The sequence below is a fragment of the Mucilaginibacter sp. P19 genome (genome assembly GCF_050632265.1).
Lineage (GTDB): Bacteria > Bacteroidota > Bacteroidia > Sphingobacteriales > Sphingobacteriaceae > Mucilaginibacter > Mucilaginibacter gossypii.
Genome location: NZ_CP192586.1, coordinates 4,502,213 through 4,523,751, shown reverse-complemented (window position 1 = coordinate 4,523,751; position 21,539 = coordinate 4,502,213). Strand labels below are relative to the sequence as shown.

The 21,539-nt window shown below is 42.2% G+C and carries 16 protein-coding genes, 1 tRNA gene and 2 pseudogenes; 12 read left to right on the top strand and 7 right to left on the bottom strand.

Features of this window, described 5'->3' with window-relative positions; genetic code table 11:
- The first annotated feature begins 128 nt into the window (after nt 1-128).
- Nucleotides 129-251, top strand: coding sequence for a hypothetical protein (locus ACQ86K_RS21880; protein ID WP_431198782.1), 123 nt, complete (start codon nt 129-131; stop codon nt 249-251).
- 515 nt (nt 252-766) lie between these two features.
- Nucleotides 767-1,600, top strand: a complete 834-nt coding sequence (locus tag ACQ86K_RS21875; RefSeq protein ID WP_091174320.1) for an energy transducer TonB — start codon at nt 767-769, stop codon at nt 1,598-1,600.
- 523 nt (nt 1,601-2,123) lie between these two features.
- Here ACQ86K_RS21875 and ACQ86K_RS21870 read toward each other — a convergent pair.
- Nucleotides 2,124-3,164, bottom strand: a complete 1,041-nt coding sequence (locus ACQ86K_RS21870; protein ID WP_091174318.1) for a hypothetical protein — start codon at nt 3,162-3,164, stop codon at nt 2,124-2,126.
- A 221-nt stretch (nt 3,165-3,385) separates the two neighbouring features.
- Here ACQ86K_RS21870 and ACQ86K_RS21865 point away from each other — a divergent pair, with 221 nt between their 5' ends.
- Complete coding sequence (locus tag ACQ86K_RS21865; RefSeq protein WP_091174315.1) at nt 3,386-3,763, top strand: hypothetical protein; 378 nt, start codon at nt 3,386-3,388, stop codon at nt 3,761-3,763.
- Nucleotides 3,764-3,772: 9 nt separating this feature from the next.
- Here ACQ86K_RS21865 and ACQ86K_RS21860 read toward each other — a convergent pair whose 3' ends face one another.
- Entirely contained in the window at nt 3,773-4,255 is a 483-nt protein-coding gene (locus ACQ86K_RS21860) for a YybH family protein (protein WP_431198781.1), read from the bottom strand.
- A 216-nt stretch (nt 4,256-4,471) separates the two neighbouring features.
- Between ACQ86K_RS21860 and ACQ86K_RS21855 the strand changes: the two genes are divergently transcribed.
- Nucleotides 4,472-5,536: a cobalamin-independent methionine synthase II family protein gene (locus tag ACQ86K_RS21855; protein ID WP_431198780.1), complete on the top strand. Its 1,065-nt coding sequence runs from the start codon at nt 4,472-4,474 to the stop codon at nt 5,534-5,536.
- Nucleotides 5,537-5,668: 132 nt separating this feature from the next.
- Here the strand turns inward: ACQ86K_RS21855 and bla are convergent.
- Nucleotides 5,669-6,534 (bottom strand): annotated as a pseudogene (gene bla / locus ACQ86K_RS21850) (subclass B3 metallo-beta-lactamase).
- Between the two features lie 202 nt (nt 6,535-6,736).
- On the opposite strand from bla, the gene ACQ86K_RS21845 reads away from it, so the two are divergent.
- Nucleotides 6,737-8,032: a serine hydrolase domain-containing protein gene (locus ACQ86K_RS21845; protein ID WP_431198779.1), complete on the top strand. Its 1,296-nt coding sequence runs from the start codon at nt 6,737-6,739 to the stop codon at nt 8,030-8,032.
- 61 nt (nt 8,033-8,093) lie between these two features.
- Here ACQ86K_RS21845 and ACQ86K_RS21840 read toward each other — a convergent pair whose 3' ends face one another.
- Complete coding sequence (locus ACQ86K_RS21840; RefSeq protein WP_431198778.1) at nt 8,094-8,594, bottom strand: hypothetical protein; 501 nt, start codon at nt 8,592-8,594, stop codon at nt 8,094-8,096.
- A 247-nt stretch (nt 8,595-8,841) separates the two neighbouring features.
- Here ACQ86K_RS21840 and ACQ86K_RS21835 point away from each other — a divergent pair, with 247 nt between their 5' ends.
- The 6 genes and pseudogenes from ACQ86K_RS21835 to ACQ86K_RS21810 all read left to right on the top strand — a co-directional run bounded on the left by ACQ86K_RS21835 (nt 8,842) and on the right by ACQ86K_RS21810 (nt 16,482).
- Nucleotides 8,842-11,172 (top strand): TIR domain-containing protein, encoded by a 2,331-nt coding sequence (locus tag ACQ86K_RS21835; protein WP_431198777.1) that lies wholly within the window; start codon nt 8,842-8,844, stop codon nt 11,170-11,172.
- Nucleotides 11,173-11,891: 719 nt separating this feature from the next.
- Entirely contained in the window at nt 11,892-14,114 is a 2,223-nt protein-coding gene (gene purL, locus ACQ86K_RS21830; protein WP_431198776.1) for a phosphoribosylformylglycinamidine synthase subunit PurL, read from the top strand.
- Nucleotides 14,114-14,350, top strand: coding sequence for a VOC family protein (locus tag ACQ86K_RS21825; protein ID WP_431198775.1), 237 nt, complete (start codon nt 14,114-14,116; stop codon nt 14,348-14,350). Before purL ends, ACQ86K_RS21825 begins: the two co-directional genes overlap by 1 nt.
- Before the next feature lie 8 nt (nt 14,351-14,358).
- Nucleotides 14,359-14,502: pseudogene (locus tag ACQ86K_RS21820) on the top strand (VOC family protein); the annotation flags it as partial.
- Between the two features lie 766 nt (nt 14,503-15,268).
- Nucleotides 15,269-15,928: a tRNA1(Val) (adenine(37)-N6)-methyltransferase gene (locus ACQ86K_RS21815; protein WP_176844567.1), complete on the top strand. Its 660-nt coding sequence runs from the start codon at nt 15,269-15,271 to the stop codon at nt 15,926-15,928.
- A gap of 62 nt (nt 15,929-15,990) precedes the next feature.
- Entirely contained in the window at nt 15,991-16,482 is a 492-nt protein-coding gene (locus ACQ86K_RS21810; RefSeq protein WP_091174273.1) for a metallophosphoesterase family protein, read from the top strand.
- Nucleotides 16,483-16,523: 41 nt separating this feature from the next.
- On the opposite strand, the gene rnhA is transcribed toward ACQ86K_RS21810, so the two are convergent.
- Together rnhA and ACQ86K_RS21800 are read right to left on the bottom strand one after the other, a co-directional pair.
- Nucleotides 16,524-16,994: a ribonuclease HI gene (rnhA, locus tag ACQ86K_RS21805; protein ID WP_090533387.1), complete on the bottom strand. Its 471-nt coding sequence runs from the start codon at nt 16,992-16,994 to the stop codon at nt 16,524-16,526.
- Nucleotides 16,995-17,097: 103 nt separating this feature from the next.
- On the bottom strand, nt 17,098-18,897 hold the full coding sequence (locus ACQ86K_RS21800; protein ID WP_431198774.1) for a heavy metal translocating P-type ATPase: 1,800 nt from the start codon (nt 18,895-18,897) through the stop codon (nt 17,098-17,100).
- Between the two features lie 420 nt (nt 18,898-19,317).
- Between ACQ86K_RS21800 and ACQ86K_RS21795 the strand changes: the two genes are divergently transcribed.
- Nucleotides 19,318-19,391: transfer RNA gene (locus tag ACQ86K_RS21795), tRNA-His, on the top strand.
- A gap of 53 nt (nt 19,392-19,444) precedes the next feature.
- Here ACQ86K_RS21795 and ACQ86K_RS21790 read toward each other — a convergent pair.
- Nucleotides 19,445-20,848: a sensor histidine kinase gene (locus ACQ86K_RS21790; RefSeq protein ID WP_431198773.1), complete on the bottom strand. Its 1,404-nt coding sequence runs from the start codon at nt 20,846-20,848 to the stop codon at nt 19,445-19,447.
- Between the last annotated feature and the right edge of the window lie 691 nt (nt 20,849-21,539).

The following is a 21,539-nucleotide window of genomic DNA, read 5'->3' as shown; positions in this document are numbered from 1 at the left end:
TAATACTGCCCGGTATCCAATCAAAAATACCGGACAGCATTAAAACTAAATTTTTTAAAAAACAATAAATCCTGCATGCTTAATCAGAGCATGAGGGTTGGTTTATTGTTTTTTGCCTACCAAAAATCGTGAAACGGAAAAAGGATGAGCTTGCGGAACCTGGAGAGCTTACTTGTATCCAGTTCGCAAATGAAATCAAGGTATTTAAATTTAATGGCGTAGCCGCCGGGCGTTGCTACAAAGGCCTGTAAAGAATGTGCACCCCTATGCTGGTGTATATTAATAGCGGGCGTGAGCGCATTATTGAGTGTGAATTCAAAATTTAACGGGCGATGATGCGGTATTGTCGCAGATACCGTGGTTTTTTTTGTGGTTTTGTGGTAATAATGGTATAATTCACACTTAGCGGACGCAGTGAAGCCGCTAAAGAGTAAAAAAATAAGGCGATAAGTTTGTAAAGCCTGTTAACCATATCTAAAAGTAATAAAAAAATAAAATAACTGCATTTTTTTTAAAATATTTTAAGTTTTTGATGATTTGTATATAAAAATTGTTTTCAAATGAATGTTTTTGTGCTGTTTTTATTTAATTGATAAAAAAAATGGACTTGGTTATTAATTTTTAGACAAATTATTATGATTTGATGGTTTTTGTGAGAAAATGAAAATTTGATGAAAAATTAGACGAAATTATTTTCGATAAATTTAGTTTTATACAAAATATAATATAAGCATATTCGTTATAATTGAAATTTAATTCTGAAACTATGCTTATCACCAAATTTGATTTGTACAATGCCGAGTGGCTCGACCTTGTATTTGACCATCGCAACAAAAATTACGGCGCTTATGAATTAAGACAAAGCTATGGACGTACTATGGCAAAATCCATGGGGATCGCCTTTGCAGCAGTAGCCATTTTATCGGCCGCAGCCATTATTTTTAAGGCAAAGCCGAAGCCTGTTTATGAGTTTCATGAGGTGCACCTCAAAACTCCGGTTGATATCCCCAAACCACCGGTAGAGGCTGTTAAGCAACCGGATGCTCCTGCTCCAATGGAGCATCAAAAGCCCGCTGCTCCTGTTGAAACTAAAGGTTTCACCACGCCGCACCTGGTAACAACAGAGCCGCCGACAGAGCCGCCTACAATAGATCAACTAAAGGATGTTGCCATTGGCCCAACTGATGTTAAGGGGCCGAGCGGGGCAGGCAACGTTATCGACTCAAAAGATCCAGGCCCCGGAGGAACCGGAACTGCTAAAGTTGATGATGGCGTTCATACATTAGATGGGCTTGAAGTTATGCCCGAACCCGTTGGCGGGGCTGCAGCGTGGGCCAAGTTTTTGCAAAAAAACCTACGCTTTCCGGGAGCCGCACAAGATGCGGGTGTTTCAGGCAAAGTTCTTCTGAGTTTCATTATTGAAAAAGATGGCGCTTTATCAAATATAAAAGTGGAGCGTCCGGCAGGTTACGGTTTTGATGAAGAGGCAACCCGTGTACTAAAACTGGCAAAGGCCTGGAAGCCTGGTGTGCAAAACGGCCAGAACGTGCGGGTTAGGTACAGTATCCCAATAAGCTTTCAGTTAGCGACAGAAGAATAGGGAATAATTTGCTGTGTGTTTTTAATTAAATGTGTGTTATATAGTAGCTAACTGTTTCGGCCCCGCTTACGCGGGGCTTTTTGTTATCACCAGGCCTTCCGGAAGTTGTTTAAGAACAGATAAAACATTTTTGGTAGAGACGCATAATTGCGTCTCCTGGAGGGATAATCCGATTTCGAAAATATTTCTACTGCCATTAATTGCAAGCGCCAGACGCAATTATGCGTCTCTACATAAAAAATAGATAAAAGCATCATTGCAAATAACCACCCCGGGGAACCCGGAAAAAGTTGCGGTGATGTATAAAATAGGTTTTAACGATGGTGAGCGGGGGCCGCGTTAGTGATAGGAGCGGATACCGGCCAATGAGCATAAGGCCTGCAGGCGTATAAGCGTATAGCACGGCCGCAGGCAACGCCCATATTCATAATATTGATCGGGAAAACACATTTAACGATCAGTAACTTACAGTCGCGGTATTATAAGTAATGAAACTATGAGGCCTTATCTAATAAAATCTTCATCAGGCTGTTTTTAAATAGCCTCTTAATACCTCATTATATAAAGACTGTGCCGAAACTATCGCCGAGTATTTGCCACTTTCTGTTATTACAATAAAAGGATCTTCATTGGCGAACAGGGCGTTTGTTTGCTGCTCATTGTCCCAGTTTTTGTCTATCTGTTTTTTTATCAGTACCGGCTTAAATAAATTATCAAGGTGTACGGTGCTGATATGCTTTGCGCCGCCCGTGCTTTCAATAGTTTGGCCAAGTTCGTTCTGTAATAACTGCTCGGTTAATAATTCGTTAGGTAAACCGGTGGTGGTTGAAAATGCCATCCAGGCGTGGCTCAGGGCAAGTATACCCTGCATCCAGGGCGGTGGCGGCGGAGCATTATAATAACTGCCGGGCGGCAAGACAGCTAAAGGGCCTAATAATGCCCATTGCGCGGCAGCCGCACGGGCGGCATAAAAGGTTCTTAAATATCGCGGGTCTTCTTTTAGCAGCTGTTCCAACAGGTCGCCGGGGCGGGCCCAGCCTAAATAAGTTTGCTCTCTTGCTTCGGCAGTTGCTACAAAAACAATTTTATCGGGCTTTTTAAGGCGGTCGGCGCCGGCCAGCAAAACTAACAACCGGGTTTCCCACCAGGCGTGCCCATCTTCAAGGTCGATCACCGCGACGCCCGAAGAGGTGGCTGCGCGCAGTGTTTCGAGGATATTGGAAGTGCCGCTGTCGGCAACATACTGTCCCCGTACCCCAATATTGGCGGGCACGGTAAAACCCGAATTTGACAGTTGCTGGATTTTTGAAAAGTCGATCTTGAGGTCGCCATAGCCTATGCTGCCCCCGCGCTCAATAACTACATTGAGGATTGCGAGGACGATAGGGAGCAGGCTAAGGATAAAAATACCGATCAAAACGGTGTTATTGGCCGATTCGGCAGGCCAGCCTGTATAAACACGGAGCACCCCGGTGAGCAGCAGGAGTACCAATAAAACAACAACGGCGGTAATGATACTCACCTTTGGCGTAAACGGCCAAAAACTATGATCGCGCGGTTTCATTTATTTCGCCTTTTAATAAATATTAATGATGGTAAAAGCACAATTGTGCTTGTGCAAATCCTAATTGCTGGTTGGTATGGTTTTATTGCTGTTAGATGAATGAAATTAAATATAAATTATTGAAAAGCAATGCGTTGAACCACTTTTTGCGTGTGCGGTTTTTACGTGAATGTAGTATATAATATAGCGAAAACAACTATCTTTAATTCAATAAATTTTTTATGAAAAAGTTAATTCTGACTATATTTTTACTGGGTTTTAATTGTGCTTTTGGTTATGGGCAGGAATATGGGGCAGCTACAAATGCAACAGAGCGAAAGGTATTAAAGCTTATTAATGCTTTACCAGAGGTGCAGCGGGAAAATGAGTTTAGAAAAGCACATAAAAATCCCAGGTTGTTAAAAGCACAAATTGAGGATACACCAACTAAAGAAAATAATTATTACAAGGTATCAATAATTGAAGATCTCGGCTTTCAATTGCGAACTTATGAATGGTACGAAGTTGATGCCAAAACCTTCGCTATAAGGTATTGGGATGTCGCGAACGATAGAACCATGTCATTAAGCGAAATGCGCAAGCTTAAAAGATCTCAATGATAAACAGAATTATTTTGCAACTTCAGGAGCCGCCTGGGCCATTTCCCTTATAGAAACCCAACCGTAAGGGCTGTTTTTATACCTTACAAAAACAGTCATTGACCGTCCCCGGCCTACAGACGGCTTGCCGCCATTTACCGGGGTTGCCCTAAACGCGAATATGCAGGTTTCGATAATGGTGTTGCCATTAAAGGCGGTACTTTCAACCTGGTTCTGGATTAATTCCATCCTGGATGTACGGAACATGGCCGTTAACTGCCTGGCCAGCTGCGCGCGGCCGGTAACTACATTGTTGCCGCCAAAATATTTAACAATATCAGGATGGTGCAGCGCTACAATAGCCTTTACATCACTATGAGCAAAAGCAGCGGCAAAGGCGGCCTTGGTTTTTTCAAGAGCAAGTTTGTCGGCGGCAAGGTTATCGCTTTGGGGTGCTGAGGAGCAGCCGCAAAATATTAAAGCGATGAAAATAAGGCAGCGTGATGTTTTCATACCGGTTATTGGTTTTTGATACCAAAATAGCTAATGCTAACGGTATGGATTTTGGAAATTGATGATTGTGTTGGGATAATTGACGAGATGCGGGTTGGGAGGGGCGAGTGGGGCGGATATTGATATAGCGTGCATTGAATCATTATAATTTATTTACCCATAATACTTTACCATAGGTTTCATTTGTTAACTTTATGAATCAATCTTAACCTATATATGAAAATACTTACCGAACCCATCGGGAGCATTCCGCGCCCGGTTTACTTGCAACAAGCCATGGCCGCCTTTGCAGGCGGACAAATTAAAGCCGACGAATTAAACAACCTGTTCGATCGGGCTACGCGCGAAACTATTCAGGAACTGGAAGCAACAGGTTCGCCCGTGATTAGTGATGGCGAGCAATCAAAACCAAACTTTGTTACTTACCCAATGCAGGGTTTTAAGAACTTTGCTGCTGATGGCGTGGTGATCCCCTTTGCTGACGGGCATACCCGCCAGTTACCCAAACTAACCGCCGGCCCATTTCATTACACTACTTTTGCAAACTCATACCTAAACCAAGCCAAAAAGTATGCTAATTTGCCGGTGAAACAGGCTGTTATTTCCTGCTCGGCCATGAGCCTGCTTTATCCGCAGGAGGGCATCGACGGTTATTCGCGCGATCAGTTCCTTGCCGATTTGGTGAACGATGCGGTGTATGATATCCGCTCATGCCTTGAAAGCGGCGCTTATAATGTACAAATTGATTTTACCGAAGCCCGCCTGGCCATTAAGTTAGATCCCAGCAAACAATTACTATCGGCTTTTATCGACCTCAATAACCAGGTGCTCGACCGCTTCACTGCCGAAGAACAGAAGAAGATAGGCGTACACACCTGCCCCGGCGGTGACCAAGACTCAACCCATAGCGCCGATATTTCTTATACGGAACTGCTCCCGCTGCTGTTTAAACTCCATGCCGGTAATTTTTACCTGGAATATGCAGCAGAAAAGGATAAGAAAACGGTGCTTAATGCTATTAAAGAAAACCTTGGAGCAGACCAGCGGGTATTTCTTGGTGTTACCGATGTGATTAATCCCAAAATAGAAACTGCCGAAGAAGTAAGTGACCTGATCCTGGAAGCGGCGCAGGTGATTCCTGTTCAACAACTGGGCACTACCGACGATTGCGGTTTTTCGCCATTTGGTGATGATACTTCAACTGCGAGGGAAATTGCTTTTGCCAAGATCCGCGCCAGGGTTGAGGGGACTAAGCTGGCGGAGAAGGTATTGGGGAGGTAGAAGGTTTAAATATCTGATACTGGTTCAAGTTTAGCGGTAGCGTAACCCGGACCTAAAACAATGTAAGCATCCTGCTTGCGGGAGGAAGTTACGCTGTTGCTAAGCTTGGACCAGTAAACGATCCCCTCAAAATTATTTTACCGCTATTTTCTTATCGTACTCAGCCTGCAGTTCATTTATTTCATCGTAATAATTTTTCTTGTCTGCAAAAACCATCGGATTATAGGGGTTGCCAGGCTTGTGTTTGCTGAGGAGATCAAATTGGGAACCATGGGAGGCTAACCAAATATCAAATTTTAAACCCTTCATTGCGTTAAATGTATACGCATAGTCTTTAGCGATGTTAGGGTAAGAAGGTATATCTGTGAACTTTTTATCGGTAACGATAGTGGGCATGTTGGCGATCAAAACCCGGTAGTTTCGTTTATTATCTTTTACATCAAATAAATAGCTGCAAGAACCTTTAGTATGGCCCGGATGGTGAAGTACAGTTAGTTTCATGTTCCCCAGCTTAATACTATCGCTGTTGTGTAAAATACGGTCTGCTTTTACAGGCCTGAATGTGCGCACATCCCCTTTAAGATCATAATCAGAAAGCCCCCGTCGGCTGCTACCGCCGCGTCGCCTTCATCTACCATCATTTTGGCTTTTGTGATCTTCTTTATTGCCGCCATCGCGCCCATGTGATCAAAGTGAGCCTGCGTTGTTAAAAGAATTTTTGTGTCTGAAACCTTGAAGCCCAGGGTCTTGATATTTGCTGTGATTTGCTGTTCGGAAGACGCAAGCCCGGTATTGATCAGGATATTGCCTTCGGAAGTGGTGATGAGATAACAAGCCAGATCGGTGGTGCCCACATAATAAAGATTGCCCGCGATTTGAAAAGGCGGAAAGGAGCGGGACCATTCCGGGTGCTTTGCTGCTGATGGTTCCAGTACTCTTTGCGCCCGGGTTATTAAAGCGTTGCAGAAGAATAATAACAGGATAAGCGTTCGTTTCATTTTATCAATCTTTTAAAGGTGAAAGGATTTATTTAGGCGCGCATGGTGCTGCAACAAAAATGCAACAAACTCGAAAGTATTTGCAACATGCGCGTAAGTGTTTTTTACTGATAATGTTTTTTTGTAAGGTAATTGTATCTGCGTTATAGCCCCGGCAATAAAGCCTGCAATTTACACTAAACCTAATATCCATTAAATACCTATGAAAAACACTTATCCATCCGGGCTTTATAGCCTATCGTTTAATGCTTTGAAAATCAGTAAATTAATTGCAATTGCGTGTCTGCTCTTTTTTGCCGCCTGCAAAAAGGATGCACCTTCTGTAACTAAAACAAACAACGGTGCAGATACAACCGGTAAAGGAACAGGTACAGGCACCGGTACAGGTACCGGAACAGGCACAGGTGGAGGAACGGGTACCATTATTGATACCCTAACCCCCAGTAAAGTTGCTGTTGCCGCTTTAGATGATGAGGTAAATACCTTTATGACTACTTATGATGTACCGGCGGTATCCGTAGCGATTACCAAAGGCGAAAAACTGGTTTACCTGAAAGCTTACGGCGTAAGCGATAAATCTAAAGGTACCAAAGCTGTTATTAGCGACCGTTACCGATTGGCCAGCTGTTCAAAGCAATTCACGGCGGTTGCCATCATGAAACTGCTTGAACAGGGCAAAATAAAGCTATCGGACAAAGTATTTGGCGATGGCGCTATTTTAGGTAAAACCTATGGTACTAAAGCCTATGGCTTACACATTGCCGATATTACGGTTGATGAATTGCTGCACCACACCTCGGGCGGCTGGGGAAATGAAACAGATGACCCGATGTTCAGTAACCCGACAATGACGACGGCACAGCTCATTACCTGGACTTTAGATAACCGCCCGCTCGATCATGTACCGGGTACCAATTACGACTACTCTAACTTTGGATATTGCATATTGGGGCGCGTAATAGAAAAAATTACCGGAAAAACCTATGCTGAGGCTGTAAAAACATTGGTTTTAACTTCAATCGGAATTACGGATATGACCATTGGCGGCAACACACTGGCCGATAAACAGGCTAAAGAAGTTACCTATTACGGTCAATCCGGAGAGGATCCTTATGCTTATAATATTACGCGGATGGACGCGCACGGGGGCTGGGTTGCTACCGCTGCCGACCTGGCCAGGTTCCTTGTTTATATTGATAAATTTCCTGTAAGGCCAGATATCCTTACCCCGGCTTCGCTAACCACCATGTATACCGGCTCAACGGCCAATGCAGGTTATGGATGCGGCTGGGCCATTGCAGGCGATAGCTATTTTCACCAGGGAAGCTTGCCGGGTACGGCTACAGAACAAGCCCGTTTGGGTAACGGGTTTAATTTTGTGATCCTGGCCAACACACGCAGTTTCAAAGCTAATTTCGATTTTGCCCTTGATCAGATCTTCTGGAAGGCGTTGGCCAAAAACCCAACCTGGGCTACAGGAGATCTGTTTCTTAAATAGTAATAGTTAATAGTTAAGTGGTTACATCCCCTCGCCGGTTGGGAGACCGGTGGGGGATGACTTATTTTTGCTTCAGTTTTAAAAAGAAACCGGTAATGGTGCCAATAACGGCGCATGGCGAATTGGCCGGGCAGTTACTAACTACGGGGACATAAAAAATCCTCCTGCTGGCGGCCTGCCCGTCAGGGCTTATCTCTACAACATAGGTTTCCTCACTGATACCATCGCAATTACATTCCCGCTTGTTGATATTTTCGAAATTTTTGGCGGTCAGCTTGTTCATGAAGTTGAGCATGGCGGCATCCGCTATGTATTTGCCGTTTTCGGCCGATAAAGGTTTGCCTATTTGCGCATGCGGTACTTTTTTAAAGTAATAACACTTAGCCGCCAGAAGTGCTATGGCCTTCACCTTATGGTCTTTTTTGTGGTGCGGGTTATACCGGTAGATGATAACCTGCTTTGAATTGATGTTTAATGGAGATGAACTGCCTGCCTGGACAAAAGTATTTCCTGTGCTTAGGATAAGCAACGCCGTGGATATAATTTTTATGAATATGGACATGGGGTTAACCCTTAAATACTGTTGCCAACGAATCCGCAGTGCGTCTGCAACTGGAGGCCGTCGTAGCTATGTTCGATTTGATAATTGGTTGAATAAAATTAGGGAATTGTTGGGAGAGTAGCAATGGTTAGATGGATGTATGATATTCAGAGGGAACTGGAGATAAGACACACGCGACAGTAGGGAAAATGAATAAGATTGAATAAGACCGATAATTTTGGTTAAATTGCATTAAGTCAATTGGAATATGTCAAAAGCTTTCTTATCTCATTCTAGCACTCAAAAACCATTAGTTGAAAATATTTATAAAAGATTAGGAAAAGACAATTGTATTATAGATAAATACAATTTCGAACCAGGAACTCCAACATTAAATTCTATTATTAATGGTATCGAGAAAACTGATTTGTTCGTGATTTTCTTATCAAATGACGCTTTGAACTCTGAATGGGTTAAATATGAAATTGAATACGCAAAAAATCTTAAGAGTTTAGAATTGTCTAATAGGGTATTGATATTTTTGGTAGACTTAACTATTGATCATAGAGATGAGCGTATTCCAGATTGGCTTACTGAAAAATACAACTTAAAACATATTACAGACCCTATTTTACTTTATAAAAAAATTGACTCCAAGCTTAGAGATATATCGATAGAAAACCATCCTTATGTAAAGAAAAAAGAAGAAATCTTTATAGGGAGAAACGGGTTAATGGAAGAATTTGAACAGAAATACTACAATCTGGAAAATATCAAGCCTTCTGCAATAATCGCATCTGGTTTTGAGGAGGTTGGAAGAAGAAAATTTGTCAAGCATGCCTTAGACAAAGTTGAGAAACTAAATAAATATCACAATCCTATTAGTTTTTTGCTCGACTCTCGCGATAGCATTGAAGATTTTATCCTTAGACTTGAAGATTTAAACTCAATTCATCCTGATGAAACTCTAAAAAAAATCAACAATTTAGAACTTACCGAAAAGATCGAATTTGCAATTTTATTAGTTTCAAAGTTTCAAGAAAACAATGAGATCTTATTTATAATAGACAAAGGATGTATTGTCCAACCAAATAAAAAAATAGCAGATTGGTTTCTTGAAATAATACTTGACAAGAGATTTTACAACAATACGATTATTTGTTTAATTTCAACTTTTAGGCCAAATACAAGTCTTATTCGAAACTATCTTAATTTAATTTCATTTCATGTCAATGAACTAACTCCTATAGATAGGCAAATCTTATTTTTAAAATATTGTGAATTATTTGAATTACAACCTGGCAAAGCTGAAACGGAGAAAATATTGGGAGCTTTAAATGGTATGCCGGGACAAGTATTCCATTGTGCCAGAATGATAAGTGATGAAGGGTTAATAAATACTATTAATAAACTAGATGAAATAAAAAAGCATAACGACATAAAAGTTTTCCAAATCATTTCGGCAATCAAAGATGAAGGGGAACTTTTCTATAATTTATTAGTTTTCATCGCACGATTTGAATTTATTAGTTACGATTTTTTATATAAGATATTTTCAAGAGATGATTTAGTTGAAAACGCTTTAGATAAATTGTTTATATATGGTGTTTTTGATAGGATAGGCATTAACAAAGAATATATTCAACCTCATCATGCGATAAGTGAGTATGTTAAGAGAGCAAAATTTCAAATTGATTTAAAAACTCGTCTTAAATTAAAAGAACAAATAAATTTATTATTAAATGATGGCAACGAATACCCTGATATATCTCAAATATTGATCACTATTAAAATTTTGATCCAAACTAATCAATCTATACCTGAAAGATATTTTATTCCCTCATTTGTATTAAGAACAATAATAGACCATTACTATGAAAATAAATATGATCAGGTGAATACCTTAGCTCAAAAAATGATTGCTAATCATTTGAAACATGACCCTGCGATTATTAGAGAGATAAGATATTGGTATTGTATGTCAATTAGTCGCAAATCTTTTGAAAATTCGGAAGATATATTTTATAAGAATCTCAGGGAATTTGAAAAAGGTGATTATTATTTTTTATTGGGTTTTCATAAGCGAATTCAAAAAAAATTTCCTGAAGCCGAAGAAAACTTTCGCGATGCGTTAAAATTCGATGAAAATTCTCAAAAAACAAAAAGAGAGTTAGTTAATGTGCTATTGAGCCAAAATAGATATCCTGAAGCATTAGAATTTGCAAAGGCCAACTATTCAAAGAATAAATTAAGTGCTTTTCACATTCAGGGTTATTTTATGTGCTTAGTTCGCAAAAGAATTTTATTTGAAGAGGATAAAATTATTCTAAATGAGCTCATGAGCAATATACAAATTAGTCATGATTTTAAAGCAAAAGAACTCTATCATACCATGAGGGGTGAATATGAATATTTTGTAAATAAAGACTTGTCAAACTCGATCAAGATACTTAAAGAAGCTATTAATATAAGTGAGTTCAAACATTATCCAAGAAAGGCCCTGTTAGAAATATATAATAAATCTGATTTCAGAGTTGAGGAAGCAAAATTGAGAAGAGATATGGACCATCAATCTGATAAGTTTTTATATGACGATTAACATGTATTGTCCTAAAAAAGTTTACAGATAAGATGGTTCTGATTTAGAAAAGTCACGAGTACCCCAACTGGCGCGAGTATGCAGCTCTGGCAAAAGCGTGGCGTACTCGTGACTTTTATACAAGGTAAGTTATAAGATGAGCCTGATTAGAAAAACACGAGCACCCGACCACCGTTCCCTGCTGCATAATCGCGCCAGCAAAAGAAATTTAATGCCTTGTCTTAATGAATTTAAGCTATAATAATGGTGTCGCTATTCTGTCAGTACCATTTGTGGCTAAAGCGCTGATTGCAGAAAATCTCCAAAAAATCATAAAAAATGAGTGAAATAAATGGAGGATGAAAAATCGATAGCTTGATCCCATTTTTTACTCATAAAAGTTTTATTCGCTGATTATGAAGTCTTTACTGCTGTTTCGGGTGAAATGATAGTTATTTGATTATCAGCGTGTTTCAATAAAAAGGTGTCCCGCGTTTTCACATTCAAAATTTGGAACATGCCCATTTTAAAAAAAAGACGCCGGAGATTTTTTTATTTTTTTTCGGGAATCAAAAAATTGGGACAGCCGCTTTGTTACAATTGAATGCCGCAACTTATGCCATCATCTGCTCATACCTTTCGCCTTTCAGCTTTTACCTTTCACCTAAACCTAAACTCCCTTTCACCTTTCCTGCTTTTTTCATACTTTTGCGCATCCTTTCAAATAAAACAATATTACATTGGAGCACCAGGAATTAACCACCGTTGAAACCGCTAAAGATCTGGGCCTTTTACCCGAAGAATTTGCACGTATAAATGAAATATTAGGGCGTGTGCCCAACTTTACCGAGCTTTCTATTTTCTCGGTTATGTGGAGCGAGCATTGCTCATATAAAAATTCAATTACATGGCTTAAAACTTTACCAAAGGATAGTCCGCGGATGCTGGCTAAGGCAGGTGAAGAAAATGCCGGTCTGGTTGACCTTGGCGACGGCATAGGCTGCGCCTTCAAAATCGAATCGCACAATCACCCTTCGGCCCTTGAACCATACCAGGGCGCCGCGACAGGCGTGGGCGGTATCAACCGCGATATTTTCACCATGGGCGCAAGGCCAATCGCACAGCTCAACTCCCTACGTTTTGGCGACTTAAGCCTCGACAAAACCAAATGGTTGGTTAAAGGTGTGGTTAAAGGCATCAGCCACTATGGTAACGCTTTCGGTATCCCAACCGTAGGCGGCGAATTATTTTTTGACGATTGCTATAATGTTAACCCACTGGTTAATGCTATGTCGGCCGGTATTGTTAAGGCCGGCGAAACCGTTTCTGCTACATCATACGGTGTGGGCAACCCGGTTTATATAGTTGGTTCGGCTACAGGTAAAGACGGGATCCACGGTGCCGCCTTTGCTTCTAAAGATATTACCGAAGATTCGGTGAACGACCTTCCTGCCGTACAGGTAGGCGACCCTTTCCAGGAGAAACTGTTACTGGAAGCTACCCTTGAGGTTATTAAAACCGGTGCCGTTGTTGGTATGCAGGATATGGGCGCTGCCGGTATCATCTGCTCAAACTCAGAAATGAGCGCCAAAGGCGAGCACGGTATGCGTATCGACCTGGACAAAGTGCCAACCCGCCAGGACAACATGAAACCTTACGAAATCCTGCTTTCTGAATCACAGGAGCGCATGCTGATCGTGGTTCACAAAGGTCGCGAAAAAGAGGTTGAAGATATTTTTGACAAATGGGATTTGAACTGCGCCATTATTGGTGAAGTTACCGATACCAAACGTTTAGAGTACTTTATGCACGGCGAAAAAGTTGCCGATGTGCCTGCCGATGACCTTGTATTAGGTGGCGGTGCCCCGGTTTATCAACGCGAATACCGCGAGCCTGCTTACTTTGCCGAAAACCAGAAATTCAATATAGACGACGTTGCCGAGCCTGCAAACCTGGTTGAGGTTGCAGAGCATTTGGTTGGCCATCCTAATATTGCTTCAAAACGTTGGGTAACCGACCAATACGATAGCATGGTAGGTGTACAAACTATGACCGCCAACCGTTCATGCGATGCTGCCGTTGTTGCCGTTAAAGACACCGATAAAGCTATCGTATTAACTACCGACTGTAACTCACGCTACGTGTACGCCGATCCATATAAAGGTACTGCCATTGCCGTTGCCGAAGCTGCACGTAACATTACCTGTGCCGGTGGCGAGCCGGTTGCTATTACCAACTGCTTAAACTTTGGTAACCCTTACATTCCTGAAGTTTACTGGCAGTTTGTAAGCGCTATTAAAGGTATGGGTGATGCCTGCCGCAAATTTGAAACCCCGGTTACCGGTGGTAACGTGAGTTTCTATAATCAGTCTGCTGACGGTGGTTCGGTATTCCCTACACCAACTATTGGTATGCTTGGTGTAATGGACAACGTTGAAAACATCATGACTGCCGACTTTAAACAGCCTGGCGATTTGATCTATCTGATTGGCGAATCTGTTAATGATATTGCTTCGTCGCAATACCTGGCTTCATGGCATAAAATAACTAAAGCACCTGCGCCGCATTTCGATATCGATAAAGAATACGATATGCAGCAAACCGTTAAGGAACTGATCAAACACAAAGTGGTTGAATCGGCTCATGACGTTGCTGACGGTGGTTTATATATTGCGCTGTTAGAGTCGGCAATGCCTAACGGACTTGGTTTTGATATAGCTACTGATGACAGCATCCGTAAAGATGCCTTTCTGTTTGGCGAGGCACAAGGCAGGGTAGTGGTAAGCGTTGCACCGGAAGAGGAGGAACGTTTTGTTGAGGTAATGGCTACCAGCGAGGTTGAGTTTACCCTGCTGGGGACTGTAACCAACGGTGCTTTAACTGTTGATGAAGAAGCCTTTGGCCATGTTACCGACCTGAAAATGGTTCACGCCAATATCCTTCACGGTATTTTAGGCGAATAATGTTAAAACTTAACCGGGTACATCATATAGCTATCATTTGTTCGGATTATGCAAAATCCAAACGGTTTTATACTGAGGTGCTTGGTTTAAAAATAGTTCGTGAGGTTTATCGCGAACAACGACAATCATACAAGCTTGATCTGGAAGTGGGTGACCTCTATCAGATCGAGCTTTTTTCTTTCCCAATCCGCCTGCACGTTCTTCGCGTCCTGAAGCGGCAGGTTTACGTCATTTAGCTTTTGAGGTTGATGATTTGGATGAAGCGGTAGCACATATCTCTTCTTTTGGTGTGGATATTGAACCTATCCGCATAGATGAAACCACCGACAAACGCTTTACGTTTTTTGCCGATCCGGATGGTTTGCCGCTGGAGTTGTATGAGCGATAAAGGACGTCTAACTATATTCTAAGATAGAAAGTCGTGCCGAATTTATTTCGGCATCCCACGGGAAGTGTCTACTTCGTTTTTAAAAATAACTTTTGTTGTTATTAACTATCATCGGCCCGCTCAATTGCCGCGGGTTGGCTTTGTTCTTTTGTCTTGATACAAAAGAACCAAAAAATCAAGTCAGCAGATAGGCTTCTTTGCCGCACTGGCCACCCACACATGCCTTTGCTTGGTCTTTGCCCTGCAAAACGGGCAGAACCACGGGCTGCAATTATTTTGCCCTGCCCGCGCTTGCCCAATGCTTCTGCAAAAACTTGCTATGCCCCTGCAACCGCACAGGCCACCATTGTTCTGCCCGCTTTCACCCGAAGCTTACCTGCTGACGGGGAGGGGAAAAGATTCAGGAGATCAAGATGCAAGAGACAAGAAAGAGGTGGGAAAGAGAAGCGAGAAATCGATATACAAGCAGTAAGTCAACTGCTTCCTTAGGAGAAAAAAATAACCTTACGATTCCCAAACCAAAAGCGGGTAAAGGCCCGGCAAAAAAGCGGGCCAGGGAGTATGGCCTGTGGGGGAAGCATTTTTTTGCCTTGATGTTTGGTTACTTTGCATCTAAGGTAAAGTAACTGGCCCCGCCCGGCCAAGAGGGCGACGATGTAAGTTATATAGTAGAAATATCTTTAAAACCCAACCAACAGAATAAAACAATAACTTCGCCCTCATGTTCCGTTTCAAACAATTCAGCGTTGATCAAGCCGGCTGTGCCATGAAAATTAATACCGATGGGGTATTGCTGGGTGCAATCGCAGGTGATGGTCATCCGTTAAACATACTTGATATTGGCACCGGAACAGGTGTAATAGCCCTGATGCTCGCACAACGTTTCACGGATGCCAAAATAGACGCAGTTGAAATTGACGAACAAGCAGCAGCTACGGCCAAAAGCAATTTCGGCAATTCGCCATTTAAAAACAGGTTAACGCTTTACGCAAATGGGTTTGAACAGTTTTTTGAAGATTATCCTGAAAAAAGATATGACCTTATTGTATCTAATCCTCCGTTTTACATCAACTCCCTGCAATCGCCGGGAGTTAAAACAAATTTAGCCAAACATGCTGCTGATGGCTTTTTTGAAAAGTTGATATCGGTAGTCGCAACGCAGCTTACAGAGCAGGGCATTTGCTGGCTGATACTGCCTGTAGATACTTCGGCACTGGTGAAAAATCTCGCCTTACAAAGCGGTCTTTATCTGCAAAAAACAATTAGCATTCACTCCTTTAAGGATGATACAGCGCACCGGGAAATTCTTGCTTTCGGAAAAAACAACACGCATATGATAACCGGTAAATTTGTAATCTACAGCGAACCAAATGTATATACGGAAACGTACCGGGGAGTGCTAAAGAATTTCCTGACGATATTTTAGCCCGCCTCGAATCTTAATTCTTGGCTCTTAACTCTTGACTAATTAAATCCTAACTTTGCCCCATGACCCGCATAGGCCTCATTTCCGATACCCACAGCTACCTTGACGATGCCGTTTTTAAACATTTTGAAAACTGCGACGAGATTTGGCATGCCGGCGATTTTGGTACCATTGAACTGGCTGATAAACTTGCTGCTTTTAAACGTTTAAAAGGCGTATACGGCAATATAGATGATAAAGACGTACGTATAGTTTACCCCGAACATTTACGCTTTAAATGCGAAGAAGTAGATGTATGGATGACCCATATCGGGGGCTATCCCGGCAGGTACAGCCAAAATATCAAGGCTGAGATTTACAGCAATCCGCCTCAATTATTTATTACCGGCCATTCGCACATATTAAAAGTGATGTTTGATAAAAAGATCAACTGCCTGCACATGAACCCCGGCGCTGCCGGTAAGCAGGGCTGGCATAAGGTGCGTACGTTGTTGAGATTTAATATTGATGGTGACAAGATCCAGGATCTGCAGATAATTGAATTGGCGGGGTGAAAGTTTTGATGTAGAGACGCATAATTGCGTCTCCCGCAAAGCTAAACCATCCCCGCCCTTGCATTCTCCGCCTCAAAAACCGAATCAATGAGCAGGGGAGGGCGTTTACCAGCAGCTACTGCCAATTGGTCGCAACGCTCATTTTCGGGGTGCCCGTTATGCCCACGCACCCAGGTGAATTTAATTTTATGAAGCTTGCTGATCTCCAAATAGCGCATCCACAGATCTTTGTTTTTTTTGCCTGCGAACCCTTTTGCTACCCAACCATTAACCCAGCGTTTTTCGATAGCGTCAATAACATATTTGGAGTCGGAAAAGATCATTACATTTTGATTGGGCGCTTTCAGCGCTTCCAGGCCTTTGATCACAGCAAGTAGCTCCATCCGGTTATTGGTAGTTTTCCGGAAACCTTCGGATAGCTCTTTATAATGCTGTCCCGAACGCAAGATCACACCATATCCACCCGGTCCCGGATTTCCGCTTGAAGCTCCGTCTGTAAAAATCTCGATCATATCTTAAGTCCATGGACGATAGTTGATAGTCCATGGCAAAAGTAAGAAACTTTAAATCATACGTTGCATTGATCTAAAGCAAATAGAAACTATGGGCTATAGACTATGGTCTATCGACTTTCTTAATCTTCAGTCTCAATGAGTTCCCAATCACTACCACGTCCGAAAACGCCATGGTGAGTGCGCCAACCATAGGATTAAGGAAACCCATTGCTGCCACAGGGATAGCTATGATATTATAGGCAAAGGCCCAAAAAAGGTTTTGTTTTATGGTAAGCAGCGTATGCCTGCTGATCTGTAAAAACTTGATCACCGAATGCAGGTCGGTATTTAATAATACTACATTGGCCGACTGAATTGCCACCTGACTGGCATCATTCATTGATATGCCAACATCGGCATGGGTTAGGGCAGGAGCATCGTTAATGCCGTCACCTATCATAATGGTTTTACCTTTTTGTTTATAAATGTCAATCACTTTCAGTTTTTCTTCGGGAAGTTTTTCGCCATGAACCTCTGTGATACCTAATTGATGAGCTACGCTAAGACAACGGTCTTTTTTATCACCGCTCAACAGTACCGGGATAATACCCATTTGTTTAAGTTGAGTTATAAGCGTGGCGGCTTCAGGTTTTACCTGATCATCGACAGCAATTTGCGCCATCAGTACCTGGTTTTTATACAGCACAATGTTGAAATTGGCTTGGTGGTTGGTTTTCGCTGTACCCAAAAAGTAATTATTGCCGTGGATATCTTCTGCACGCATACCCAAGCCTTTTTCTTCTTTAACCGATTTTAAAATGAGCTTTTGCTGTGGTAATTCTTTTAAACCGTTTACAAGCGATTTGGCTATCGGATGATTACATCGCTCCTCAATGGCAGTGATCATGCCCCTGATGTGTTCTATATCCGCACCATTCTCAATCCTGATCTCATTAACGGTAAACTTGCCGGTTGTAAGTGTGCCTGTTTTATCAAAAACTACATATCTGGTATTAGTAACGGCTTCAATCGTATCTCCGCCTTTTACCAGGATGCCGTTCTTAGCCGCCCGGCCTAAACCAACCATAACAGCAGTGGGCGTGGCTAAACCCATGGCACATGGACAAGATATAACCAGCACAGCAATAGCATTCATGATAGCATGTTGTAAACCCGAACCGCCAACAAAGTAAGTGAGCATAAAGGTGGTCAATGCTATCAGTATTACCGCAGGGACAAATACAGCCGCAACCTTATCACCGAGTTTTTGAACAGGTGGTTTAGCCGCCTGGGCTTTCTTCATCAAGTCGATGATCTGCGCAAGAATGGTATTTGAGCCAACACGGGTTGCCAGCATATGGAAATTGCCATTAAGCAATATAGTACCGCCAATAACCTTATCGTATTTTTGTTTTTCAACCGGGATACTTTCGCCTGTGAGCATGGCCTCATTAACCGAACCCTGGCCTGAAAGGATCTCGCCGTCAACAGGTATTTTATCGCCTTCATTAACCAGTAATGTATCACCAGGGCGCGCCTCTTTGGCATTGATTATTTCAACGCTTCCATTTATGATGCGATTGGCATTCACTTCCTGAAATTTGATGAGGTCTTTTACAGCCGAGGTAGTTTGACTCACCGAACGTTTTTCGAACACATTACCTAACAACACCAGGGTAATAATGGTGGCGCAAGTTTCGTAAAACTGGTATTGAGGGCCGAGGTTTTGTATTGTGCCGATAAGGCTATATATAAATGCCGATGTTGAGCCCACAAAAATGAGCACATCCATATTAGGGACACCTCCCTTTATTGAACTAATGGCGCTTTTGCCAAAGTGTAAACATCCAACTATAAAAACCGGAAGGCATAACAACAATTGAATTATGGGCTGATGCAGAAAATGCCAGGGTAATATCATGTGCAGCAAAAGTGGTGCGGTAAAGATGGCGCAGAAGATAAATTTGTTTTCTACCCGTTCGTAAAACGGTACCGAATGGGTGCTGAGATCCTCGACAACTTTAAAACCTAAACTTTCTATCCCTTTTTTTATTTCAGGCAGCCGGGTTTCATCGTTGGTTGAAAATTTTACCTCTTCGCCGGCAAAATCAACCAGGATATTGTGTAAACCTTTTTTTCGAGGAATTTATGGACGGACATTGCGCAATTATTACAATGCATGCCGGTCACATTTAGTTCTATCAATTGCTCAGCCATAGTTACAAAAATACTTATTAAGCATAATCATTCTAAATTAAACGGGTAAGCTTAATGTAATTTTAAAAAAGAGTTTGCAATTAACCGGGAGATTTCTATTTTTGCACACTCGAAAAACAAAACGGTAGGCATAGCTCAGTTGGTTAGAGCACCAGATTGTGGTTCTGGGGGTCGTGGGTTCGAGCCCCATTGCTTACCCGCTTTTATAGGGCTCATTTACATACGTAAATGGGCCTTTTTTTACGCCCATATTATGGCTCATTATTACCTGGCACGGTCCGGCAGGTTGGGCACCTGTTCAGACAGGGGAGAAAAATAAAAAAACTGGAACCTGTTCCGACAGTGCTTTCATAATTAAGCCTGCCGCCCTGGCGTTCCATGAAATCTTTACAAAGCACCAAGCCGAGGCCAATACCCCGTTCGTTTTCTGTACCGTAAGCGGGTTCGGTAACCGGAGAGAAAAGACCTGCTCTCTTGTCCGATGGTATACCAACTCCATTGTCGTTTACTTCTAGCTTACAATCAGCACCGGATATGCTTCCACGGATTAAAATGAGACCGTTCGGTCGGGTAAATTTGATCGCATTGCTGATCAGGTTGCGGATCACCAGCTCAAGCATGTCTTTGTCGCCGGTCGCGGTAAGCCCGGATGCAATGTCCCATCTAAGATCTATCTTTTTTACTGCAGCCAATGAACGTTCCATTTCCAGTGTTGGCAGGAGGGTACCCAGCAAGTTAAGCGCGGTGAGGTGAACAACGGGGCCTGTCATTTGTGTCCTTGACCAGTTTAACAGGTTAGACAACATGTTGATCGTATCGCGGGTGGCGTTTTTCAAACTGTTTTCCAGCATTTCCCTATCCTGGCTGTCCAATTGATCCTCGCTTAATAGTTCCAGATAATTTTGGATATTGATCAGGGGCGCTCGTAGGTCATGTGAAATGATCGACATAAGTTTGCTCTTTTCTGCGTTGCTTTTTTCAAGCTGTTCTTTGTGTTGCAGCATTTGCTCGTTTCTTAATTCGATGGACTTCGTTTTTTCCGATACCTCGCTTCTTTCTTTATCATAATTTTTCCTGATAAATTTGATTATGATATAAATCGCCAGCACAGGAATGGGAAACGCCGTGATCCGGTCAAGGACCTGGCCCTCGCCCTGCACGAAAGGATGGCTCACCAGGGAAGGATCGAGGTATTCGGCCAAGTGGATCAATATAAAAACGATGACATATGTTGAAAGCCAGGCAAGGTGCTGCCGGTATGGCGAGATGGCAAACACGAGTAACAAGTAAGACGGCCAGATGAGGTCTGTGGAACCGCTGATGCCGGCGTTGGAAAAATAGTTTACTGAAAATATGAAAAGTCCGGTTATTCCGAATATGACATTACTATGCGGTTTGCTCCTGAATCTGGAGAAATAGAATTGATGTAGGAAAACGGTGCCAATCAACAGGCATGATACAGCTGCTACTTTCAGACCCGCGACAAGATTGTATGGAATATAACAGGCGGCCAAAACCATCAGGCTTAGGCTGATTGAATGAAATATACGTGATTCAAGCGAGAAATTTGAGGAATCGCCAATTAATGAGTTCCACAAGTGAGGAATACGTCGGCAGTACCGAACAAAGAAGTAGTTTAATTTAGGGTTTTGCATGATGAACAGGTACTTGGAGCGCAAGAATACACTTCTATACGCCATTTATTTTAAAAAGTTGTTTATGTGAGATTCAGGCCCCCGGGTTGTTTTTATTTTTTCTGATATTGTTTGTCGGATAATGACATATCATTGCTTTTCATTACCTGATTAAAAACCCGGCCATGTACGGCCACTTCATCGATAAGTAAAATCAGATACTGGAAGCTGCCTTTTCGAAAATTTTTGACAGGAGTGACCTCGGCGTAACATTACTGGATCGTCGCTTTAAGATCCTCTACCGGAGCCCGGCTGTTAAACGTATAAAAGGTTAGGCGTGTTTGAACTATTTTAAATGCTACGCTCTCCGCCTCGCTAATTGAGCAAAAATGAATTTGCCCCATTGGAAAAACTGGCGAAAGCAAAAAAACTGCACAAACAACCGGCGCAACAGAGAGATGGCTTTAGCTATTATCAAATTATTTGTCCGGCAAGGCGCCTATATTTATATCACCGGCACCGCCAAGAACGACTCAATCCCACCGCTAAGTATTTTTGAATTAGAGAGAAATTTCTGCAAGTCAATTATTTACAAGTTTTTTATAATTTTAGCCCGATCAAAATAAACCATTAATCGCTTTGTTCCGGTGACCTGTAGATGAACTTGTTAGCGGTAAAACTGCTGATTATCAAAACGATTATATAAAATTTT